This is a genomic window from Planococcus sp. YIM B11945 (assembly GCF_050864155.1).
Classification (GTDB): domain Bacteria; phylum Bacillota; class Bacilli; order Bacillales_A; family Planococcaceae; genus Planococcus.
This window is the reverse complement of the sequence record NZ_JBOZWR010000003.1, coordinates 561,312-582,301: the sequence shown is the minus strand read 5'-3', so window position 1 is coordinate 582,301 and position 20,990 is coordinate 561,312. Positions and strand designations below refer to the sequence as shown.

Here is a 20,990-nt window from a genome sequence, read left to right as displayed (position 1 = left end):
GGCCAATACTCTCTATTAATAGAATAAAGTAAAACTTAACATAATTCATATTGTTCAAAAAGAAGGATAATGATAGAATAAATAAGGAAACGTTTTCAATTTTTTATCATTTATTTCCACATATTTACTGCTTCATGGTTCAAGTGGGTCTAAAGTAACAATTGCTTTCGAATTGGTCTCCAGTAGGAAAGCGCAACCAATAAAAAAACACAATGGGATGGTGTACAATGCCGAAGAAGATTTTTTCAAGCGTAATGGCTGCTGCTTTAACGTTAACAATGGTAGGAGTTCACGAAACAGCTGCGGAAACAACGAACGCTGCAGGAGATTTTAATTTAACGATCATGCACACAAACGATACACATGCGAATCTTGACAGTGTTGCAAAACGAGTTACACTAGTAAACCAAATTCGTACCACGAACCCAAATAATCTTCTTTTGGACGCAGGGGATGTTTTTTCTGGGACGCTTTACTTTAACGAATTCCAAGGACAGGCAGACCTTGATTTTATGAATTTGATGAAATACGATGCCATGACTTTCGGAAACCACGAATTTGATCTTGGCGCTAATGCCGATGGCCATAAGGCGTTAAGCGAATTTATTAAAGGGGCGAAATTCCCATTCGTTTCGGCAAACGTTGATTTTTCAAAAGATGCAAATATAGCTAGCCTTCAAAACGATGAATACACAGCTGCAGCAGAGAGCGGCGAAATCTTTAACGGGATGATCAAAGAAATCGACGGGGAAAAGGTCGGAATTTTTGGTTTGACTACGGAAGAAACTGCTTCGATTTCAAGCCCGAAAGATGTAGCCTTCACTGATTACATCGAAGCTGCAGAAGAAGCAGTCGAGTATTTTGAAAAGCAGGACGTCAACAAAATCATCGCTCTTTCTCATTTAGGCTATGATGACAACAAAGAAATCGACAATGACCAAGAATTGGCAAAAGCGGTTCCTGAAATCGATGTTATTGTAGGCGGACATACGCACACGAAAATAACGGATCCTGAAAAAGATAAAGAAGGCGTGCCGTTAACAGAAGACAAAGCTAAAATCGGAAATACGGTAATTGTACAAGCTGAACAATACAGCAAATTCTTAGGTGAATTGGACCTAACATTTAACGATGAAGGAGTAATCACTTCTTATGCTCGCCAACTTCACGAAGTTGCTATGGCAGAAGCTAATAAAGAAGCGGCTGACAAGCTGGCTCCTTATGCTGAAAAAATTGCTGGCTTGAAAAATCAGCCAACAGGCGCAACGGCATCCGTTGCACTTAATGGCGGCAGAAATGAAGGCGGCGTACGCCAAAGCGAAACAAACCTAGGCAACTTAATCACGGACGGCATGTTGGCTGGAGCGAAAAAAATCGATCCTGAAACAGTTATCGCGGTTACAAACGGCGGCGGGATTCGCGCTGGAATCGATGAAGGAGAAATCACGGTCGGCGAAGTATTGACGGTTATGCCATTCGGCAACTCGCTTGCCATCATGAACTTGACTGGAGCTGAAATTAAAGAAGCTCTTGAAATCAGCGTAAAATCATATCCAGCAGAAAGTGGCGGATTCTTGCACGTTTCTGGGTTGTTCTACAACTTTGACGGAAAAGCGCCAGCTGGCGAACGTGTCTTGACGGCTTACTTAGACAATGGCGAAGAATTGACGCCAATTGAAGATACTAAAATGTACAAAGTGGCGACAAACACATTTACTGCTAAAGGCGGAGACTTCCACACGTCTTTCCAAAAAGCGTATGAAGATGGGCGCGTAAGTGAGCCGGGCACGATCGATTATGAAATGTTCATTGACCACATCAGCAACCTTAAAGAAGTAGCACCTGAAGACGAAGGGCGCATTACACAAGTTCGCTTCTCTGGCGACAGCCGCTACGAAACAGCAATCGCGGTCTCTAAAGAAGGCTGGAAATCATCAAAAACAGTAGTCATTGCACGCGGCGACCAATTTGCTGATGCATTGACAGCTACACCACTTGCTTATAAAGAAGACGCTCCAGTTCTTTTGACGCGTTCAAACAAATTGGATGCAGGAGTTAAAGAAGAACTGAAACGTCTTGGCGCTGAAAAAGCGATCATCCTTGGCGGCACAGGGGCCCTTTCTAAAGAAGTAGCAGATGAAATTAAAGATACCTTAGTCGGAAGCCAAAAAATTGAGCGCATCGGCGGAAAAGACCGTTACGAAACGGCTCAAAAAATTGCATTCCGTTTAGGGTCATCTGAATCGGGAGCAATCGTTGTAAACGGATTAAACTTCCCGGATGCATTGTCTGCAAGCTCATTTGCAGCGATGAACGAACTTCCAATTTTGTTGACAAGAACAGACAAAATCCCGGCAGCTACAGAAAAAGCGCTTGAAGATATTGACTCAACACTAATTATCGGTGGAACCGTAGCCGTATCTGAAGCGGTTGAAGAATCACTTCCAGATGCAGACCGTTTAAGCGGCGCAAACCGCTACGAAACATCTGCAGTCGTTGCAGCAACCTTGTTTGAAGACGCAGCAGTTGGCTTTGCCTCAAACGGCACTGGCTTTGCGGATGCATTGACAGGCAGCAGCTTGGCAGCGCATTATGAAGCGCCAATGCTATTAGTTAAACAAAACTCAGTCTCTGCAGAAGTCGATGAATTGGCTTACGACTACTGGACAACATTCACAACAGGCGGAACAAAAGCTGTTTCACCAAAAGTCGTAAAAGAATTGCACCAATAATAAAATAAAAGAAGCTGGGGCCATACCGCTATATAGCGAGGTGGCCTCTTTTTTAGCGTTTTTAACCTTGCGGACAATATTTCGTTGATTCCGGATAGTAAATGAAAAAAGCAGACGCGTATGGATCGTGTTTGATGGGAAAAAAGGCTAAAAGAAAGTATTTGCTCCGAATTGGAAAGTATTTGTGCTAAAACGGAAAGTATTTAGGCCGAAATGGAAAGTATTTTGCCCAAAACAGAAAGTATCGCCAAAAACTAGGAATTCAAAAGTGATTTCTGCAAGAGGAGATGTCTTTTTTAGCATTTTTAACTTTCTTGGACAGCCAATAAATGAAAAAAGCCGAAGCGCCCACTGCGCTTCGGCTTTTTCTAATAGGAATCGACGTCTGATTGGGACACATGCCAATCAGACATGCTTCCAGCGGCTATATTGTCGTCTAAAGTTTTAATGACGAACGGCATCGGGCTGTTGATGTGGCGGAAGCCAGCTTGTTTCAACGCCTGATATCGGAAACTGCCGTCAATCGCCCAGCAATTCAGCGCATCGCCGCTAGCGAATGCACGAACTGCGCGAAGCATGTCAGCGAGCGCCTTTTCTTCGTTTGCTCCCCAAATGTCTACAACCGTCGTAAACGCGACGCCTTTTTGCTTTTCGGTATGAAGCACCACAAATGCAGCAGAGTCACCACTACGCTCAATCACGCACACTTGATAATCCTTGCTGGGGTGCATCAAAAAGCGGCGTTTGATGTAATCTGCGCCGCGCACCGCGTGAAGCGGGTACTGGCCGGAAAAGCGCTCGTACAAGCGATCAATCACATCTAAATCAGCAGAACCGATTTCCCGCACGGAATAGCTGCTTTTCAAGTTTTGAAAAAGGGAATAAACGGCATTGACTGGTTTATTCAAAATCGACAGCGCTGGAAGTTTCGACGCAATCAAGGCACCGGGTTTATTGATGGCCAAAAACCGAGGCACATTGCCGAGGTCCGCGCCTTTTGACACGGCGATGAAGACGTCTTTCGCTTTTTGGGCAGGGAAGCCGTAAAGAACATCAATCCGTTGCAACTGGCATTCTTCGAGCATGCGCGACACGATTGCTTTGTAGATGCCGCGGCCTTGGTAAGCGGGATCGACCATGATGTCGACGCGTTCGCCGAGGAGAACGGGCTGGCCCTGGCGGCGTGCCGGGATTTTCAAGCACGCCGCATGTCCGACAAGGTGGCCGTCAAGTTCCGCGACGACGATGACCGGAGCGCCGTAAGAAAATTGTTCGAACTTCCATTGCCATTCGACGAGGCTGCGGGTTTTTCCAAAAACCCGCTGATAAAGCGCATTAATGGCTTCCGCATCGCCGTCTTGGTACGTGCGGATCATAAAAGGTCGCCGCCTTTTTTAACTAAATCCTCTCGTCTGGAGGCTACCGCCAATAAAGCAAAGAACGACAGCGTGAAAATATCGGATTCCCATAGGTTGTAGATAATCCCCATAAAGTACGCGCCGAGCAAGATGCTGGCGGTGATGGTGTACAGGTAGCTTTCTTTATGTTTTTTCACAAATCTGAACAAAATCGACAACAAAAACAACGCGAAAGCGAGTACGCCGAGCACACCGGTTTGAACGATGATCTGGATATATTGGTTATCGGAATAGAAATTGCGTCCGATTTCGTATTGCGGGTAAATTGGCGATGATTTGGACAGCGTTGTGGAATCGCCGAAAGTAGCGAAACCGGTGCCGATGATCGGGTAATCCATGAACACTTCAAATCCTTTTTTGACGATGTACAAGCGGCCGGAGCTTTGGCTGCCGGTTACGGTTTCTTGGCTGAACGTGCTGCCGATGCGGTCGGCGAATCCGGACTGGCCGCCAACGTCAAACTGCTGGATGTTGGTCACTTGTTGGGTGCCGGCATCGGTGCTTTCAATGTAATTGGTCAACAGGTTGATCGGCAAAACGATAATGACGAGCGCTACTGCCAAGTATTTTACAAAGTCCAGCGCAATGAGCCATTTACGGGTCAAGACGACAAACGCCACAGCGGCGATGAAAAAGCCAATCCATGTGCCGCGGGAATAGGTCAAGACCAAAATCGCGATGGCGAAAAAGTTCAAAATGTCCATAGAGCGGCCGCTGAATTCCGTCAGTTTCTTTTTGGCTGTGTAAAATAGCACAAAGGCGAACAGCAAGTATATGCCAAGCACGTTCGGGTTGCCGAGCATGCCGTAAATGCGTACGCGGTTTTTCGCCGAAAGCGGCAAGGCTTGCCAGCTTTCCGGCAAGAACAGATTGCGGATGGACAGTTTTTCAGTAATTGCTTGGATGATAATCAAAATAGTCGTCCAAACAAAAATCCATACCAAGTTGACGAGGTCGACCCGCGTAATGTTTAAGCGGTATACGATGTAATAAACGAGGTAGAAAATCGTAAACGCCCGCAATTGCTGAATAATGTTGACTGGGCTGACTCCCATCCATAGTGCGGAAACAGCGCCGATTAACAAGAATGCGAAAAAGGCGTATTCGAACAGTTTGAATTGGAACAGCGATTTGAGTGATTTTCGGTTCATCCAGAACACCTTGAACAACGCACCAAAAACGATAGCGTCGGTGACAAATTGCAGCCCTGGATTGTATTCGATGACAAAAACGCGGATCGGGATGTAGACAAACAGCATTAAAATCCCTTTTTTCGGATTTAAAAACGCATAGACGAACAAAGCGAGCGTCAATACATAACCGAGTATCCTGATTTCAGTATAGCCAATTACCATAAAGGCCAGCAATGCCACTAGCCAAAACCATTTTTCATTTGTTTGTTTAAAAAGATTCATAATGCCCTCCACCTGCAAAGTAATTTATCGGCTCTCATAAAAGGCCCGTTTGAGTTTAATGTTTTTGAATATCGCCCACCAAAGCGTGATAGTTCGGTTAGCTTGTTTAAAATAGCGGTAATACTCAAGATCTTTCTTTTTCAGATTGCCTGCTGATTCGATAAACCGTGCAGGAGTGCTTTCGATAAACGTTTCTACATATCGGACGTTTGGATCTTTGACAAGCGAGGCTTTAATGTTCGCCAGCGCCAAAAAGCCGTCAAACGCAATTACTTGCGACTTGAACGCTTCCGTCGCTTTCTTCTTCGCGCCAAACTCCTGCGTAATGTCCATAACGCAGTTAATAAATTCCGGCGGAACCGGGCAATTAATTTCATACTCCCGCACGAGCAGCGGCTTATGCGCCGTCGTTTTCAAAGCATCTGCCAACAAATGGGCGCTGAAGACATGATCCGGGTGGGCATCGATCAAACTGGTCGTATAAATAACGTCTGGCTTTACTTTTTCGATCAATCCCCGAAATGCATCGGATGAGGCGACATCTTTCATGTTGCCATCGGCATATTCCATGTAGGTGATTGCAGAAATGCCGAGCAGGTCTTTAATGGAAAGAAGTTCTTGTTTCCGGACGTCCGCCAGGCTGGGTTTTGCTTGACCGTCTGCGGAGTTGCTGTTGTTGCCGTCGGTAATCACTGCAATATGGACGTTTGTGCCGTTTGAGGCGTATTTGCGGATCATGCCGCCAAGGCCGATCGTTTCATCGTCAATGTGCGGCGCAAAAATCAGCACTTGCTTGGCGTTCTCGAGCGGAGTTGCGCTTTTGTCGGAGCGGTAAAAGCTCTTTAACGACAAGGCGACGGCGGGAGCCATCACCGGCGTTGCAGTATTCATAACCAGTTGCTTCATGTACGAAAAACTCCTTATTTCTTTAATTTTGCCAATAAAAGCTTAGAAATCGAAGTGCGCATCATTAAAATCGCTAATCCATAAGACGCAGCGCCGATCAGAATAGTTACAGCAAAACGGATGTAAACGTTCCAGGCACCGATGACAAAGTGAGATGCCCACAGCGCGAGCAGCATAACGATTGTAGCCGCAACGATTTTTGTGGAATCTTTCAGCAAAAAGCCGACATTCAGACGGCCTTCCGTTTTCCAAAACACCACCAAGTTCAAGAAGAAATAAACAAGTGCCATGACGGATGAAGCGAGCGGTATGCCAAGATAGGAATCAAACAGCTCGATGAACAAGAAGTTCAACGCCACGTTCAGCGCAACGGAAAACAAACTGATGCGCAAAATGACATGGCCTTTCTTTTTCGAGTAGAACGCTTTGTTCAAAATGTTTTGCAGGCTGAAAAACAGCACCGATCCCAAATACAAATAACCGACTTTCGCGGTTGCAAGCGTCGCATCCGCGGTGAAAGCCCCACGTTCGTAGACGATGTGGATCAAATCTTCCATGAGCCACATCATACCCGCAATCGCGGGCAAAAGAATCATCAGCGTCAGCATCAAGCCGTTTTCGATGCCTTTTTTAAAGCCTTCTTGGTTGTTCGTGGCGATCGTTTTGGCGAGCATCGGGAAAATGATCGTCCCAATCGTCACGCCGATGATAGCTTGCGGGAAATGCACAATATTTTTTGCGTAATTTATGTAGTTGATCGCCGCCTCGTTAAACTGGCCGGCGAAAATATTGTCGATCGTCAAGTTGACTTGGCCGACCATGACCGTAATGGCCACAGGAATAAAGACGATGGAAAACGGTTTAAGTTCGTCCCAATCGATTTTGCCGATGATTTTGTGGCTGCCTTTTGGAATGAACCAAAAGCGCTTGATCACATACGACAACAGCGAACCGGCGAGATAACCGTAAGCAAGCGAGAACGCGCCAATTTGATCGGAAAACAAAATTCCGCTGAGAATTGTACTGCCGATGACCAGGATTTGCGAAACGACGGAAAGCGAGAATTTATTCTCCGCATCAAGGTACGCTTCGTAAACCGAGTTCAACGAAACAAGAAACACCGCAATAAAGAAAATGACGGACAGCGACACACTTAAATCGATTGCTTGTGCAGAAAGCTCGGGGTACATGAACGGCAGCAAGACTGGACTCAGCAATACCCCAAGAGCCGAAACTACGAATCCAAGGATCATCGTTCCCCGGATGATTTGAGAGAAATGGTGGTGCCCTTTGTTTTCAGCAGCAGCATGTATGTAACTTGGGACAAAGGCATTTTTCATGCCTGTGGCAAAAAAGAGAATAAACATATTCGGCAGCGTAAAGGCGGCAAAATACGCCATGGCCTGATACGAATCGCCAAAGTAAAACGCGATGATCATATCGCGGGCCAAACCGGAAATTTTTAAAAACAGTGAAGCGATGACAAACAAAATGCTGGTTATTGCTAGTTTTCTACCCAAACCAAAATCCTACTTTCTAAAAATATTCATTATAATAGGAAGGAACACTGCGCATTGCAAGCCACACCCTATATTTTATCATGAACGGCATGCCAAAAAATGCCCAATTCCATATCTTTTACAGCAACTTATTGAAAGCTGCTAGTTGTGAAAAGAACATCCTTTCATTATACATAGCTTATCACGGTGCGTAAATAATTGTTCGGTAGGAGAGGGGAAGTCTCATAAGCTAATTGAAAACCAGTATTTACAAAATTATTCGGTCCTTTGGTCAATAAATTGAAAATTTAGACAAAATATTATCAAAAGTCCCGGCTCTTCTTGTATAATGGTTTTAATTACCTAAAGTTTTGGAGGTGGGAGCAATTTGACGAGAAAATCGATAATGAAAATGCTGGTGTGCTTATTGCTGGTGGGGGCCATCGTCTTGCCGCAGGCAGCTGTTGCGAATGCCTCAGGCGGCGACCTCGTAATGGTGCAAGTAGGCGAACGGGGGCCAGGCGTACCAGGCAAACAAGAAGCGGATCCGGACTTTTCCGGCAGCACTGCGGTTTTGGTTGCCGGCCAATCGGATTTAAAAGGCAATTTAGCAATTCATTTTACCGATGTAACGGTGGCCAAACTGCTCATTAGCAAAAAACCACTCAAACTGGACATGGTGCCGGCCGATTTGACCTTGTCTGCAGCGAACATTAAAGAAATCGCCTCAAAAACCGGCAGAGTCTTTACCCTTCAAATCAAATACGAAGATGCAGCGAAAGTCGGCGGCCGTACAGCCATCACCGACCAAATCGAATTCGGCTTTAAAAACGTCGACGGCGACAAACAAGCCGTCAACTTCACTGGCGCTGCGAAACTAAAATTCAACGTCAACAGCAGCGCGGCCAACTGGTACGGCGCCAAAGAAGAAAGCGGCCAGTGGAAAACAGTCAGCGGCAAAAAAGGATCGAATTTTTTTACCATCAACATGAAAAAGCCGGGCAATTACGCCGTTGTATCGAATTAAAGAAGAGAGAGCAGTCTGCATTCGTGTGGGCTGTTCTTTTTTGCGTAGGTGCGGGTAAAAATGGGAATGATGCGGGTAGAGCGGTTAAGAGTGCAGGTAAGAACGTAATAGTGCGTGTTAGAAAGCAAAAACTTCATGAAGAAAATTTTGGCAATTGTATTATGCCATATTGCATGCTTGATTTGTTATTAAAATGATAGATTTTTGATGTGCGGGAAGCAGAATAACGGCTGGATGAAATATTATTTAGAATCCGGTCCTTTTAGTACGGGAACTTTACGGCCAAATTTGGTAAAGTGGTTAAGATTGATTATGCAGCGGAAAATTAATATACTTGAAACAAACGTATTGGTTATTTTTTGCTAAAATAATTAAGAACTGGATTTCCTTGCCAATCATTACTTTTTCCAAAAGAGTTGAAACTCTTCCCATTGTCATACGTCTATATAATGACCATTCTAAAGAAGTGAGCTGAGTGAATGAATAAACGAGTTAAGAACAAAAAAGAATATGCGCAAGCACGCAATCGAAAGCTTATGACCGTGTGGTCGCTGGTTTTATTAATAGCCATTGCTTTTGGCGGCTATTTCTTAGTAGCTACGCCGGATTCGTCAGCGGAGCTCATCAGCAAGCATGAAAAGTTTGCCGGAAAAACCTATGCCGGCTTTGATATCGCATCAGAAGACATCACGCTGACCAAAGAACCGGAAGCGCCGGTCGTGGGAACCGTTGAAGATGTTCGTGAAAAAGTGGAAGAGCCAGTAGAAGTGCCGGAAGAAATCACAGAAGAAAAAATTGAAGATGTAACCGAAAGCGCGGCTCCGGTCGAAGCTCCTGAAAAAGACAAAGAGCTGATGATCACCAACGCGAAAACGTTCGTTTACACGATCTACACCGACTTGGAACAAGGGTCCGGATTTTTGTACAACACGAAAGGCGACATTTTGACAAACGCCCACGTGGTGAAAGACGCTTCGTATATCACGTTGAAAAACAGCGCTGGCCAGGAATTTAATGGCCAGGTCATCGGGATTTCCGAAAAAACCGACGTCGCACTCGTGCGTGTGGAGGAATTGGCCGGCAAAGAGCCGATGAAAATGGAAATGTCGAAAGTCGACAGCGGAACAAAAGTATTCGCACTGGGCAGCCCGAATAACGTCAGCAACACCGCCACAGAAGGCGAAATCACAGCGACAGGCAAAAGCTTCACAGACGACTACACATACAGCGATTTATACGAAATGAACGCCTTGATCAAAAAAGGCTCGAGCGGCGGTCCGCTGATCGACGCGGATACCGAACGCATTTTAGGCATCAACTCCATCATCCTGGAAGAAAACCCGAAAATCGGCTACGCGATCCCGATCTACACGGTCGCTGACCAGTTGAACAAATGGGTGAATGACCCAATTACGTACGAAGAAGAAGAAGTCGTATTGCCGGATGTCAAAGACGCTTATTTCTCGAAAGACATCTTGAGCGACTTTATCAAAGGCTACTACGAGCTGCTGCCATATTCACTGAATGACAAAGGCTTGGAATACTACCGTTCGTACTTGCTTCCTGGAAGCCAAGGCGAACAAGAAGGCATCAAATTGGTGGATGAATATGGCGTAGAAGGACGCGTCTTTGATGTTGTCGAAACGGCCATCCAAAACGTCAACATTGCCGAAAAGGAAGCGACCGTCGAAGCGGAAGCAGTCTTCACTTACCACGATCCGAAAACCAAGAAAATCACTGCCATCACGCATCAAAAAGTGTATACCGTCGTTATTGATGAGTACGGAGATTACCAGATTAAAACGATTGAGAATAAATGATAAAGGGCCGGGAGATGTTCTCCTGGCCTTTTTTTGTTTGAGTTTCTTCTATATAAATGGGTGAGGGTGTTAGGTGAGTTAGGCGGGGTTTGGGTTGGCGTGGGCTGGGAAGAACGTAGGGCGTAATTCAGGGGGGGTGGGGCGTAACTCAGAGGCCGTACGTCGTAACTCGTGTTTAGTTTGTCGTAACTCAGGGCTCGTATGTCGTAATTCATGCAGCGTACGTCGTAACTCATCCGAAGTTTGTCGTAATTCGCTGAGATGGGCTCGAAAAAACCAGGAATGGATGCATTTCGCTGAGGCGAAATGCGAAAGGGCAAATAAGGATAATAAATCTCTTAGGTTCTCAGGTGATGATGAAGATAGGTGGATATGCCGTAATCCATATGGAGTATGTCGTAACTCGTGGGGCGTACGTCGTAATTCAGACGCCGTACGTCGTAACTCGAGAGGCGTAGGGCGTAACTCAGGCCATGTTGATCGTAATTCACGCCGATTACGTCGTAACTCGCAATTCCTCGTTCACGCCCTAATAAAAAAAGGCACTGAATCAGTTTGATTCAGTGCCTTTTCCGATAATAATTAGTAGCTTCTGTAGCTATGGAAGTGTGATTTCCAGTAGTTTTCGCTCAAGCTTCTTACTTCTGATTTAGCGCCGCCTGCATGGACGAACTGGTTGTTGCCGATGTAGATCCCAACATGTGAGATGCCAGCGCGGTATGTGCCTGCGAAGAAGACCAAGTCTCCTACTTGAGGTGATGAAACTTTTGTTGTTTCAGCGTACTGAGACAAGGTAGTGCGTGAAATGTTTTTGCCGGCTTTTTTAAATACATATTGCGTGAAGCCGCTGCAGTCAAACCCTTTTGTTGTTGTTCCGCCGAACACATAAGGAATGCCTTTAAGGCCAAGTGCGATATCAACAACTTTTGAACTGGAAGCGCTGTTTGACGCTTTCTTTACAGTTGAAGTAGTAAGCAACGTGCTAAGTACCCAACCTGTTTTTGAACCGGTTTTGACTTTGTACCAAGTTTGGCTGCCGGCTTTCTTTTGTTGTGAAGCAGTAGCAGTCGCGCCTTTTTTAGCAGTTACAACAATTTTATATTTCGTGCCGGCATCAGTCCGGACATTGGTGTTTGATTTAAACTTAAACGTTCCAGATTTAGCAGTCGCTTTGCTTGAGCTCGCCGCTTTTTTCGCGGTTGTCGCTTTTTTAGCAGTTGTAGCAGTTACCAATGAGCTAAGTACCCAACCTGTTTTTGAACCGGTTTTAACTTTGTACCAAGTTTCCTTGCCGACTTTCTTTTGATGAGTTGCTGTAGCCGTTGCGCCTTTTTTAGCAGTTACAATAATTTTATATTTTGTGCCCGCATCTTGGCGGACGTTGGTGTTGTATTTGAATTTATATGTACCGGATTTAGCAGTCGCTTTACTCGTGGCAACTTGCTCAACCTCTGTGTTTGTTTCTTGGCTTACTTGAGCAGTAACTTCTGATTTAGAGTGGATCGCTGCTTCTACATCCGTGGCTGAGTTAGATAGTATCAATGAACTTGCGGCTAAAATTGTAAAGATTAATTTTCTCATCGTTTTCCCCTAACATTTTTTGTTATCCAAGAATAAGGATTTGTGCTCTCTCTCTGATACCAACTATAGGGACTATAGATACAAAAAACAATGTCCAAACGATTGCAGTAATGTTACATTTTTATTACAGAGAAAATTCAAGACCGGAAAGCCTGCTATATCAACGTTTTTGGCATGAAAATAAATTCCTGAAATAGGTTTAAAAAAATAAAAAAACGGAAATATAAGGGTTTATTTTTAAATATGAGTACTTATTTAGATAGAAAAACTGTAAATGATTTCTATAAAAAGAGACAGATTAACTTAGTAAAAGAGAAAAATGATTCATTCGGTGATGAGAAAGAGGAGAGGAAATAAAAGCTTTATACCTGAGTGGGGATCTTCCGATATATAAGGATGAGCATTTTGAGTAGCTGGGTATTATAGATTATATGCTGAGTAGTAGTTTAATAATGCTTAAAAATTAAATCACAAAAATATTATTTCGATAAATAATTATATGATTTAAAAGTATATTATTGATAGATAGCTCAAAGGATTTGCTGGAATTAAGATTATCGCTGCTGCCAGACTGTTGTGAGCGCCTCTACAATGGCAGTGAAAGCAGTTTGCGTCAGCAAACTGTTCCATCTGGCTTTTGAACTGGAGCGAGTGTGAAGTGGAGTTAAGGGGAACAAGCACGATTGTCGTAATTCAAGCTGGGTTCGTCATAACTCGTCCAGCAGCTATCCAACCCATAAAACCAAAACTGGATGCATTTCGCTAAAGCGAAATGCGAAAGAACAAATTCCGGTTTGGTGATTTTCTTTTTAAGCAACTACTCCTTAAAAGCGTTTGTCGCAATTCCGGGGACATTTGTCGTAACTCACAAGCTGTTTGTCGGAACTCGTGGGGATGCGTAGTAAATCATGGGGGTAAGGGTTGTATTTCTGCTTACTGATTGGCAGAGGCGTGCAGAAGGATGAGTCAGTCGGAGCTAATTCGTCGTAACTCACAAGCCATTTGTCGCAACTCGAGGAGGGTAGGGCGTAACTCGGAAGATTTTTGTCGTAGCTTACAAGTGATACGTGGTAATTCAGGGGTAGAAGGTCGAATTTAGAATTACCGCTTGGCAAAGCGCGCAGAAGGGGGTGCGTAGTCATTTGAAGCTAATTCGTCGTAATTTAAAGCACTTGTGTCGTAATTCACGGGGGATATGTCGTAATTCGGGTTAGGTTTGTCGCAACTCCAAAAAAACACCATACAAAAAGGGCATTGAATCGATGGATTCAATGCCCTTCATCATTTATTAAAATGTTCTGTAGCTGTGGAAATATTTTTTCCAGTACGAGTCGTTTACGCTTCTTACTTCTGACTTAGCTCCGCCAGAGTGGACAAATTGGCCGTTCCCGATGTAGATCCCAACGTGTGAGATGCCAGCGCGGTATGTACCTGCGAAGAAGATCAAATCACCTGGTTCAGGAGTCGTGACTTGCTTCGTTTCAGCAAATTGCGTAAGCGTTGTGCGTGAAATGTTTTTGCCGGCTTGTTTGAAGACGTATTGCGTAAATCCGCTGCAATCGAAGCCTTTTGTAGTTGTTCCGCCGAACACATAAGGAATTCCTTGAAGTGAGAGGCCGATTTGAACGACTTTTGCATTTGAAACAGTGTTCGCAGCTTTTTTAACAACGAGTGGTGTAACCAATGAGCTCAATACCCAGCCTGTTTTCGAACCGGCTTTTACTTTGTACCAAGTGGCGCTGCCGACTTTCTTTTGGTGAGTAGCAGTAACTTTAGCGCCTTTTTTAGCTGTCATAACGATGCCGAAGTTAGTGCCAGCGTCTTTGCGGATATTAACATTAGATTTAGTAGTGAAAGATCCTGTTTTAGTGGTTACTGCAGGAGCAGCTGCAACTTTGGAAACCAATGAGCTAAGAACCCAGCCCGTTTTCGAACCAACTTTAACTTTGTACCAAGTTTCTTTGCCGACTGTCTTTTTGTGGGTAGCGGTAACTGTCGTGCCTTTTTTAGCGACTGTGACAACTTTATATGCTGTGCCCGCGTCTTGGCGAATGTTTGTGTTTGCTTTTGTTTTATAATTACCAGACATCGTAACTGCCTTGCTTGCTGCAACTTGCTCAATGTCCATTGTGTAATCGTTGTTTGTAGCTTCATATGCGACAGCAGAAATTTCTGCGTTTGACTGAGGGTGGTTTGCTGCTTTTATATCCGAGGCTGAGGTTGAAAGTATCAATGAACTTGCTGCTAATACAGTGAAGATTAATTTTCTCATTGTTTTCCCCTAACGTGTTTTGTTATTCGAGAATAAGTATTAAGTACTCTCTATCTGTTATTTACTATAGGGACTTTAGTTGCAAATAACAATGTCAGTTTGATTGCATTTATGTTACATTATTGTTACAGTTCTATTTTATTAAGAGAAACCCAGTCGTAGCAAGGGTTTTGAGGCAATCAAATAAATGATAAAAATGTTTAGAAAAACAAGAAATAGGTTAATTAAATAAGTTTACGACTGAAAACGTATTAAAAAATGTCTCTTTTATTGTAAATTATTTCTAATAAAGAAGTAGAAAAAGCTCTGTACAGTTGGTGAATTTATTTTTTAAGATGAATGGATCCGAAACAGACTACTTTTTTTGCTCTATAAAGGGAGAATTTGTGTGGAATTTATTTTGTAATATTAGGTGGGTATAAATAACCTATTATTAAATAAAGAATTATAAATTAGAAGATTAATAAACTACTAAAGAATTATTAAAACTATAGTAATAAATAATAATTTGATAATTTAGAAAGTAGAAGAAAAGAATTTATTTCTATTGAGCTTTACGCAGGGGAACGACGAACATTTTGAACAAAACCTATAATTGAAGAGAAATGGAAAGGGTCATATAAAAAAATTGACTCGTTTCTCTGTGGAAAACTGGATCATGAAAATCTTGAACAAGAACATACAGCAATCCGTGCGGTAAAAAACAAATTTACAGAACAAATTGGTTGGTGATTTACTTTTCAATTTACGAGTTCCTTCTATATAAATAGGAAACGATTTAAGATAGGGAGCTTTTTGCCGTCCGTGCTAAACTTTCCAGCGGAATTCAAAGCGAGAATGTCGTAATTCCGACGCTGTTCGTCGTAACTCGATTTAAAGTATGTCGTAACTCAAGAACTATACGTCGCAACTCGTATCCGATAGGTCGTAATTCAATCTAGGTTTGTCGTAATTCACTAAACGATTGTCGTAACTCAAGGGTTATTCGTCGTAACTCGGAGCGACGGCACGTTGTCCTCTGACTATGCCATTAGGTCGTAACTCAATCCGAGTAGGTCGTAACTCAAGGGTTGTTTGTCGTAACTCAATCTGAGTATGTCGTAATTCGTGGGGGATACGTCGTAATTGGGCGACAAAAAAGGCATTGAATCAAAAGATTCAATGCCTTATCTATTATAACTTCTTAGAAAGTGCGGTAGCTGTCGAAGTATTTCTTCCAGTAAGAGTCGTTTACGCTTCTTACTTGGGATTCAGATCCGCCAGCGTGGACGAATTGGCCATTGCCGATATAGATCCCGACGTGCGAGATTCCAGCGCGGTACGTGTTTTTGAAGAAGATCAAGTCTCCGGCTTCTGGAGTTGTTACTTTCTTCGTTTCAGCGTATTGCGTAAGAGTTGAGCGTGAAATGGATTTTCCAGCTTTTTTGAATACGTATTGCGTGAATCCGCTGCAATCGAATCCTGCAGTAGTTGTTCCGCCGAATTTGTACGGAATGCCTTTAAGGCCGAGAGCAACATCTACAACTTTTGAGTTTGATGTTGAGTTTGAAGCTTTTTTGACAGTTGCTTTTTTAACCAATGTGCTAAGAATCCAACCTGTTTTGTTGCCGGCTTTTACTTTGTACCAAGTTTGTTTGCCGACTTTCTTTTTGTGGGTAGCTGTAACAGAAGTGCCTTTTTTCGCCATTTTGACGATTTTGTATTTAGTGCCCGCATCTTGGCGGATGTTTGCGTTGACTTTCGTTTTGTATTTTCCAGACATCTTAACGGCTTTGCTTGATGCAACTTGCTCGATGTCTAATGTGTAGTCAGTAGTTGTAGCTTCGTATGTGATCGCAGAAGTTGCTGCGTCTGAGTTTGAGTTGTTGGTTGCTGCTTGTGCATCCGTGGCTGAGCTAGATATGATCAATGAACTTGCTGCTAATACGGTAAAGATTAATTTTTTCATTGTTTTTCCCCTAACATTTTTTGTTATCCAAGAATAAGGATTAGGTGTTCTTTGCTCTGTTCCTTACTATAGGGACTCTAGGCCTGAAAAACAATGTTAATTGGGTTTCAATAACATTACATTTGTATGACAAAAGGATTATATGCTTAGAAACGTTGATATACCAGTATTTTATAAGGATCTAAAAACCGATAAAAAAGGTTTAAAAAATAAAAAAATGGATAAAACCCTGGAAATTGAGCGAAAATAAGTTTTCCTTATGTTTAAATATATGGATTTTACTTCAATATTTATAAAGAATTCATCCGTTAATTTACTTTTATTAGTGGTTTTAGGAACTCGATTTCAAAAAACCTTATAGATACTTCCAATAAAATTAGGGTTTTTTCAAATTATTACCTTTAAATCCTATTAAAAGACATTCCATCACCATTCTTAAACAACTAGGCAATCCTGAAGAAAACAGGAGTTTCGGCTGCCTAACTCCGAAAAAATTAAAACAGGATAATATGACTACTTGGAATATGAAATTAAGAGAATTCTGAATATAAATGTTAAGATTTAATTATTCAGAATATAAATAATAATTTATTGATATAATGAGATATTTTTATTATCATATTAAACCTTTTGACATGTCCATTTCTGCTGCTTTTAAGGTAAAATATTCAAGGCATGTCTGCATGTGAAGGTTAAGAGAGAGAGGGAATAGAAGCATGGTGATTAGATACGATTACATGGACTGGCTGCGGGTATTGTCCATTTTTGTCGTCGTAGGCATTCATGTAGTGTCGAAAATTACAAGTTCCGTACCGCCGGATGAATGGGCGTGGCAATTTGCGAATGCGATTGCGGTTGGCCTTCGCTGGTGTGTACCGGTCTTTTTTATGTTAAGTGGAGCGCTTTTGCTCACCCGGAAGAAAGAAGAATCCATCCGGACATTTTTAAAAAAGCGTTTGATGAAAGTGGTCATTCCGCTGTTGTTTTGGAGTTTCGTTTATATCGCGTTTAACGTGTTTGGCAAAGACGCTTCCTATACATTTATGGAAATGATCCAAGCGATTTTGAACGATGAAGTTTATTTCCACTTGTGGTTTCTTTACGTCATCATCGGCCTGTACTTGATGGCGCCGTTTTTAAAAATCTTGGTCCACAACATGACGCAAAAAACCTTTTTTTGCTTTTTGGCGTTTTGGTTTTTATTCTCCAGCGTTTTGCCGTTTCTCCAGAAGTTCTGGGATATGAAAGTGGCGGTTTCGCCCGGCCTGTTTGAATCCTACATCGGCTATTTTATGCTCGGTGCGTATTTGATGCTCTATCCGATTCACCGGAAATGGCTGCCGCTGCTCGCGCTGCTTGCGGTCGCCGGCTATTTTGCGACGCTTTTTGGCACCGAGTATTTGGTGGGAATCGACAACAAACACGACGAATTCTTTTACGGCTACTACCGGCCGAACACGCTCGTCATTGCCATTTTCATTTTTGTTTTATTCCAAAACCTGTCCAATCGAATAAAACCGAATGCTTTTGTTACGCAATTAAGCACTGCGACCCTCGGAATTTATTTGCTGCATCCGCTTGTCCAAGCGTATCTTTACCGGATTTTCGGGATTCATGAAATGACGATCCATCCGACCGTGGGTGTGCCGCTGACTTGGATCCTCATTTACTCCATATCGTACGGCATCATTTACGCGGTGCAAAAAAGTTCGGTGTTGAAAAAGCTGGTTCCGTAGAAAAGTTTTAGTAGTGGAAGAGAAGGGGAAAGTAAAGGAAACCCCTATTAGAAAGGAGGGCAGCTATGGCAAAACGATATGATTATATGGACTGGCTCCGTGTGTTGTCCATCTTTGCTGTGGTTGGCATTCACGTCTCATCGAAAATCATCAACAGTGCCCCTCCAACTGAATGGGCTTGGCAATACGCACATGTCATCAATTCGGCGCTCCGTTGGTGTGTGCCGATCTTTTTTATGCTCAGCGGAGCGCTTTTGCTGACAAGGCGGCCGGCCGATTCGATTTGGGATTTTCTTAAAAAAAGACTGACGAAAGCGTTCATCCCGCTCCTATTCTGGAGCTGCATTTATATTGCGTACCGCGTGTTCGAGCAAGGGCATTCTTATACCTTATGGGAAATGGTCAAATTGATCCTCAGCGAAGATGTCTACTACCACTTGTGGTTTCTCTACACGATCATCGGCCTGTATGTGATGGCGCCGTTCTTGCAAATTCTCGTCCACAACATCAACCAAAAAGCCTTCCTCTACTTTTTAGGATTCTGGTTTCTGTTTTCCGGCGTATTTCCGTTCTTCCCGAAATTCTTCGAGTTCGAAATGGCGTTCACCGCCGGCCTGTTCGAGCCGTATATCGGGTATTTTATGCTGGGCGCTTATCTCATGCGCTATCCGATTTCGAAAAAACGCTTGCCGCTCCTTGCCGCGCTTGCCGCAATTGGCTATGTGGTGACTTGGTACGGAACCCTTTATGTGACCGAACAAGAAGGCAAATTTGACGATTTCTTCTACGAGCATTTTTATCCGAATAACGTTGTCATCAGCTTGTTTATCTTTGTGTTATTCCAGCACCTGGCACCGCGAATCAAAAGCAGCCCGCTTATCACGCGGCTCAGCACCGCCACACTTGGCATTTACGTCATCCATCCGCTCGTCCAAATATACCTAAACAAATTGTTTGAGTTCAACGAACGCGCGATCAACCCAGCCATCGGCGTCCCGCTAGCTTGGGTTGTCATTTACTTTGTCTCGTTTGGCATCATCCTGGTACTGCAGAAAATACCGGTGGTGAAGCAGATCGTGCCGTGATGCGGTGTTCGAGTTACGACAAAACGTCTGCGAATTACGACGTACTCGAACTGAATTACGACAAACTGAACGAGTTTCTTCTATAAGAAGTAAAGTTAATGCAAAAGGAAGCAGCCCAGGGGAGATGGGCTGCTTCCTTTTTTGATGTGGCGAGTTAGGATGAAATGTGTGTGAATTACGACAAACTAGGCACGAGTTACGACAAAGTGTCCACGAATTACGACAAATGACTAGCGAGTTACGACAAACAACTGGCGAATTACGACGAACAAGCCACGAGTTACGCCCAACCCCTACACATACTCATATACAGTCCCACGCGAACACCCCCTGCGCGTCAACTTCATTTTCTTCAGCAAATAACGGGCAGCGTGCTTGTCTTTCAACCGCAAAAACGCGCGGCACTGTTCATTGGAAATCTCCGGCGAGATAAACTCGAACCAATCTTGCAAGGCGCGTTCGCGGCCGTCTTTGAATTTCACTTGGCACACCGCGCAGCCATAAACGCGTTCGCTCACTTTTTTCGCCTGCGCACCGCAAATTCCACACAGCACACCGGTCTTCAAATCGTCTTTATTAAACTGAAACTTCTGGGCGTAATCGATCTTGGGGAAAGGGACATGATGTTCCAGTAGGCGTCTACCGGCGGAGGCCGCGTTGATCGGCTCGCTATTACGGGGAATATTAGAGATAAAACGATTTAACGATTGTCCATAAACGATGGGCACATTAACCGGCGCCTGAACAACCAAAGTCGCGGCATTGGGCAGCACAATCACCGGAAAAACCGGCAAAGCAATATGCAATCTTTGAAATAAAACCTCGAGTTCCTCACACGCGCCAAGCACTTGGGAGATGGGGGAGTGATAGCCATTCGGCTGGCCATCGCCAAACGTCTGCTCCAGATGAAACGTCTCTTCATTAAACTTAAGCGTGCCGTTAAAATTCTTCACTTCCAACACGAGCGCATAATGCGGCGTAAGCACAAGCGTATCAATCTGGCAGCCGCGAACTTCCGTCTGAAACTGAAAATCGCAAATAATGGCGGCCTCCGTTTTCCCTCGCATCTTCCTCAGCCGCTGGTCAATCGACACTTCGCCTTCATACCCCATCTTCACACGATACAACTCTTGCTCAACTTTCTTCCAGCTCGCATGCCTCTCTGGAATCCGCTGCAGCAACCGGGGCAGCGTCTCCAACAAATACGGTTTTTCTCGCCTCTTCAAAATCATAGCATTCCTCCTTTTCACCAGTATACCAACAAAATCTATTTCCCGGGGAATAAAATCTAAATAATCAGATATCTATTTCCCGGGAAATAAAAAATGAGTTTTTTCTATAGAAGGTGTGCTTTATTCCCTTAAACGACACCTTCAGTAATAAAAGCAGTTCGCGCAGGCGAACTGTTCCATATAGCCCTTGATCTTAAATAAGCAGAGAAGAAAAATTCAAAAGACTGATTGGATATGCATTTCGCTAAGGCGAAATGCGAAAAACCCTATTAGTTATTGAGTAGAAGGGAATTATGTCGTAATTCAATACTCGTTTGTC

General features: G+C 43.6%; 13 protein-coding genes. 5 read left to right on the top strand and 8 right to left on the bottom strand.

Annotated elements, in window-relative coordinates; all coding sequences use genetic code 11:
- The first annotated feature begins 227 nt into the window (after positions 1-227).
- Complete coding sequence (locus tag ACRRQV_RS07335) at positions 228-2,732, top strand: cell wall-binding repeat-containing protein (protein WP_432529211.1); 2,505 nt, start codon at positions 228-230, stop codon at positions 2,730-2,732.
- Positions 2,733-3,100: 368 nt separating this feature from the next.
- On the opposite strand, the gene ACRRQV_RS07330 is transcribed toward ACRRQV_RS07335, so the two are convergent.
- From ACRRQV_RS07330 to murJ, 4 genes are read right to left on the bottom strand one after another with little or no spacing between them, the layout of a single operon-like run.
- The gene (locus ACRRQV_RS07330; protein ID WP_432529209.1) at positions 3,101-4,108 is read right to left on the bottom strand and encodes a GNAT family N-acetyltransferase; all 1,008 of its coding nucleotides are present in this window, start codon (positions 4,106-4,108) and stop codon (positions 3,101-3,103) included.
- On the bottom strand, positions 4,105-5,565 hold the full coding sequence (locus ACRRQV_RS07325; RefSeq protein ID WP_432529207.1) for an O-antigen ligase family protein: 1,461 nt from the start codon (positions 5,563-5,565) through the stop codon (positions 4,105-4,107). The genes ACRRQV_RS07330 and ACRRQV_RS07325 overlap by 4 nt, the downstream gene beginning before the upstream one ends.
- Positions 5,566-5,589: 24 nt before the next feature.
- Complete coding sequence (locus tag ACRRQV_RS07320; protein ID WP_432529205.1) at positions 5,590-6,471, bottom strand: PIG-L deacetylase family protein; 882 nt, start codon at positions 6,469-6,471, stop codon at positions 5,590-5,592.
- Between the two features lie 14 nt (positions 6,472-6,485).
- Positions 6,486-7,991 (bottom strand): murein biosynthesis integral membrane protein MurJ, encoded by a 1,506-nt coding sequence (gene murJ, locus ACRRQV_RS07315; RefSeq protein WP_432529203.1) that lies wholly within the window; start codon positions 7,989-7,991, stop codon positions 6,486-6,488.
- 367 nt (positions 7,992-8,358) lie between these two features.
- Between murJ and ACRRQV_RS07310 the strand changes: the two genes are divergently transcribed.
- Positions 8,359-8,997 carry a hypothetical protein gene (locus tag ACRRQV_RS07310; RefSeq protein WP_432529201.1) on the top strand — a complete coding sequence of 213 codons (639 nt, stop codon included), beginning with the start codon at positions 8,359-8,361 and terminating at the stop codon, positions 8,995-8,997.
- A gap of 479 nt (positions 8,998-9,476) precedes the next feature.
- On the top strand, positions 9,477-10,817 hold the full coding sequence (locus ACRRQV_RS07305) for a S1C family serine protease (RefSeq protein ID WP_432529199.1): 1,341 nt from the start codon (positions 9,477-9,479) through the stop codon (positions 10,815-10,817).
- Positions 10,818-11,399: 582 nt separating this feature from the next.
- Here ACRRQV_RS07305 and ACRRQV_RS07300 read toward each other — a convergent pair.
- From ACRRQV_RS07300 to ACRRQV_RS07290, 3 genes are all read right to left on the bottom strand, one after another.
- Complete coding sequence (locus tag ACRRQV_RS07300) at positions 11,400-12,398, bottom strand: NlpC/P60 family protein (protein WP_432529197.1); 999 nt, start codon at positions 12,396-12,398, stop codon at positions 11,400-11,402.
- Between the two features lie 1,288 nt (positions 12,399-13,686).
- Positions 13,687-14,670, bottom strand: coding sequence for an NlpC/P60 family protein (locus tag ACRRQV_RS07295; RefSeq protein ID WP_432529195.1), 984 nt, complete (start codon positions 14,668-14,670; stop codon positions 13,687-13,689).
- A 1,183-nt stretch (positions 14,671-15,853) separates the two neighbouring features.
- Positions 15,854-16,618: a C40 family peptidase gene (locus tag ACRRQV_RS07290; protein ID WP_432529193.1), complete on the bottom strand. Its 765-nt coding sequence runs from the start codon at positions 16,616-16,618 to the stop codon at positions 15,854-15,856.
- 716 nt (positions 16,619-17,334) lie between these two features.
- Here ACRRQV_RS07290 and ACRRQV_RS07285 point away from each other — a divergent pair.
- Positions 17,335-18,354 (top strand): acyltransferase, encoded by a 1,020-nt coding sequence (locus tag ACRRQV_RS07285; protein ID WP_432529191.1) that lies wholly within the window; start codon positions 17,335-17,337, stop codon positions 18,352-18,354.
- A 65-nt stretch (positions 18,355-18,419) separates the two neighbouring features.
- A complete protein-coding gene (locus tag ACRRQV_RS07280) occupies positions 18,420-19,439 on the top strand; it encodes an acyltransferase (RefSeq protein ID WP_432529189.1) in 1,020 nt (339 codons plus the stop codon).
- A 293-nt stretch (positions 19,440-19,732) separates the two neighbouring features.
- Here ACRRQV_RS07280 and ACRRQV_RS07275 read toward each other — a convergent pair whose 3' ends face one another.
- Positions 19,733-20,671, bottom strand: coding sequence for a nuclease-related domain-containing protein (locus ACRRQV_RS07275; protein WP_432529187.1), 939 nt, complete (start codon positions 20,669-20,671; stop codon positions 19,733-19,735).
- Positions 20,672-20,990 lie beyond the last annotated feature (319 nt).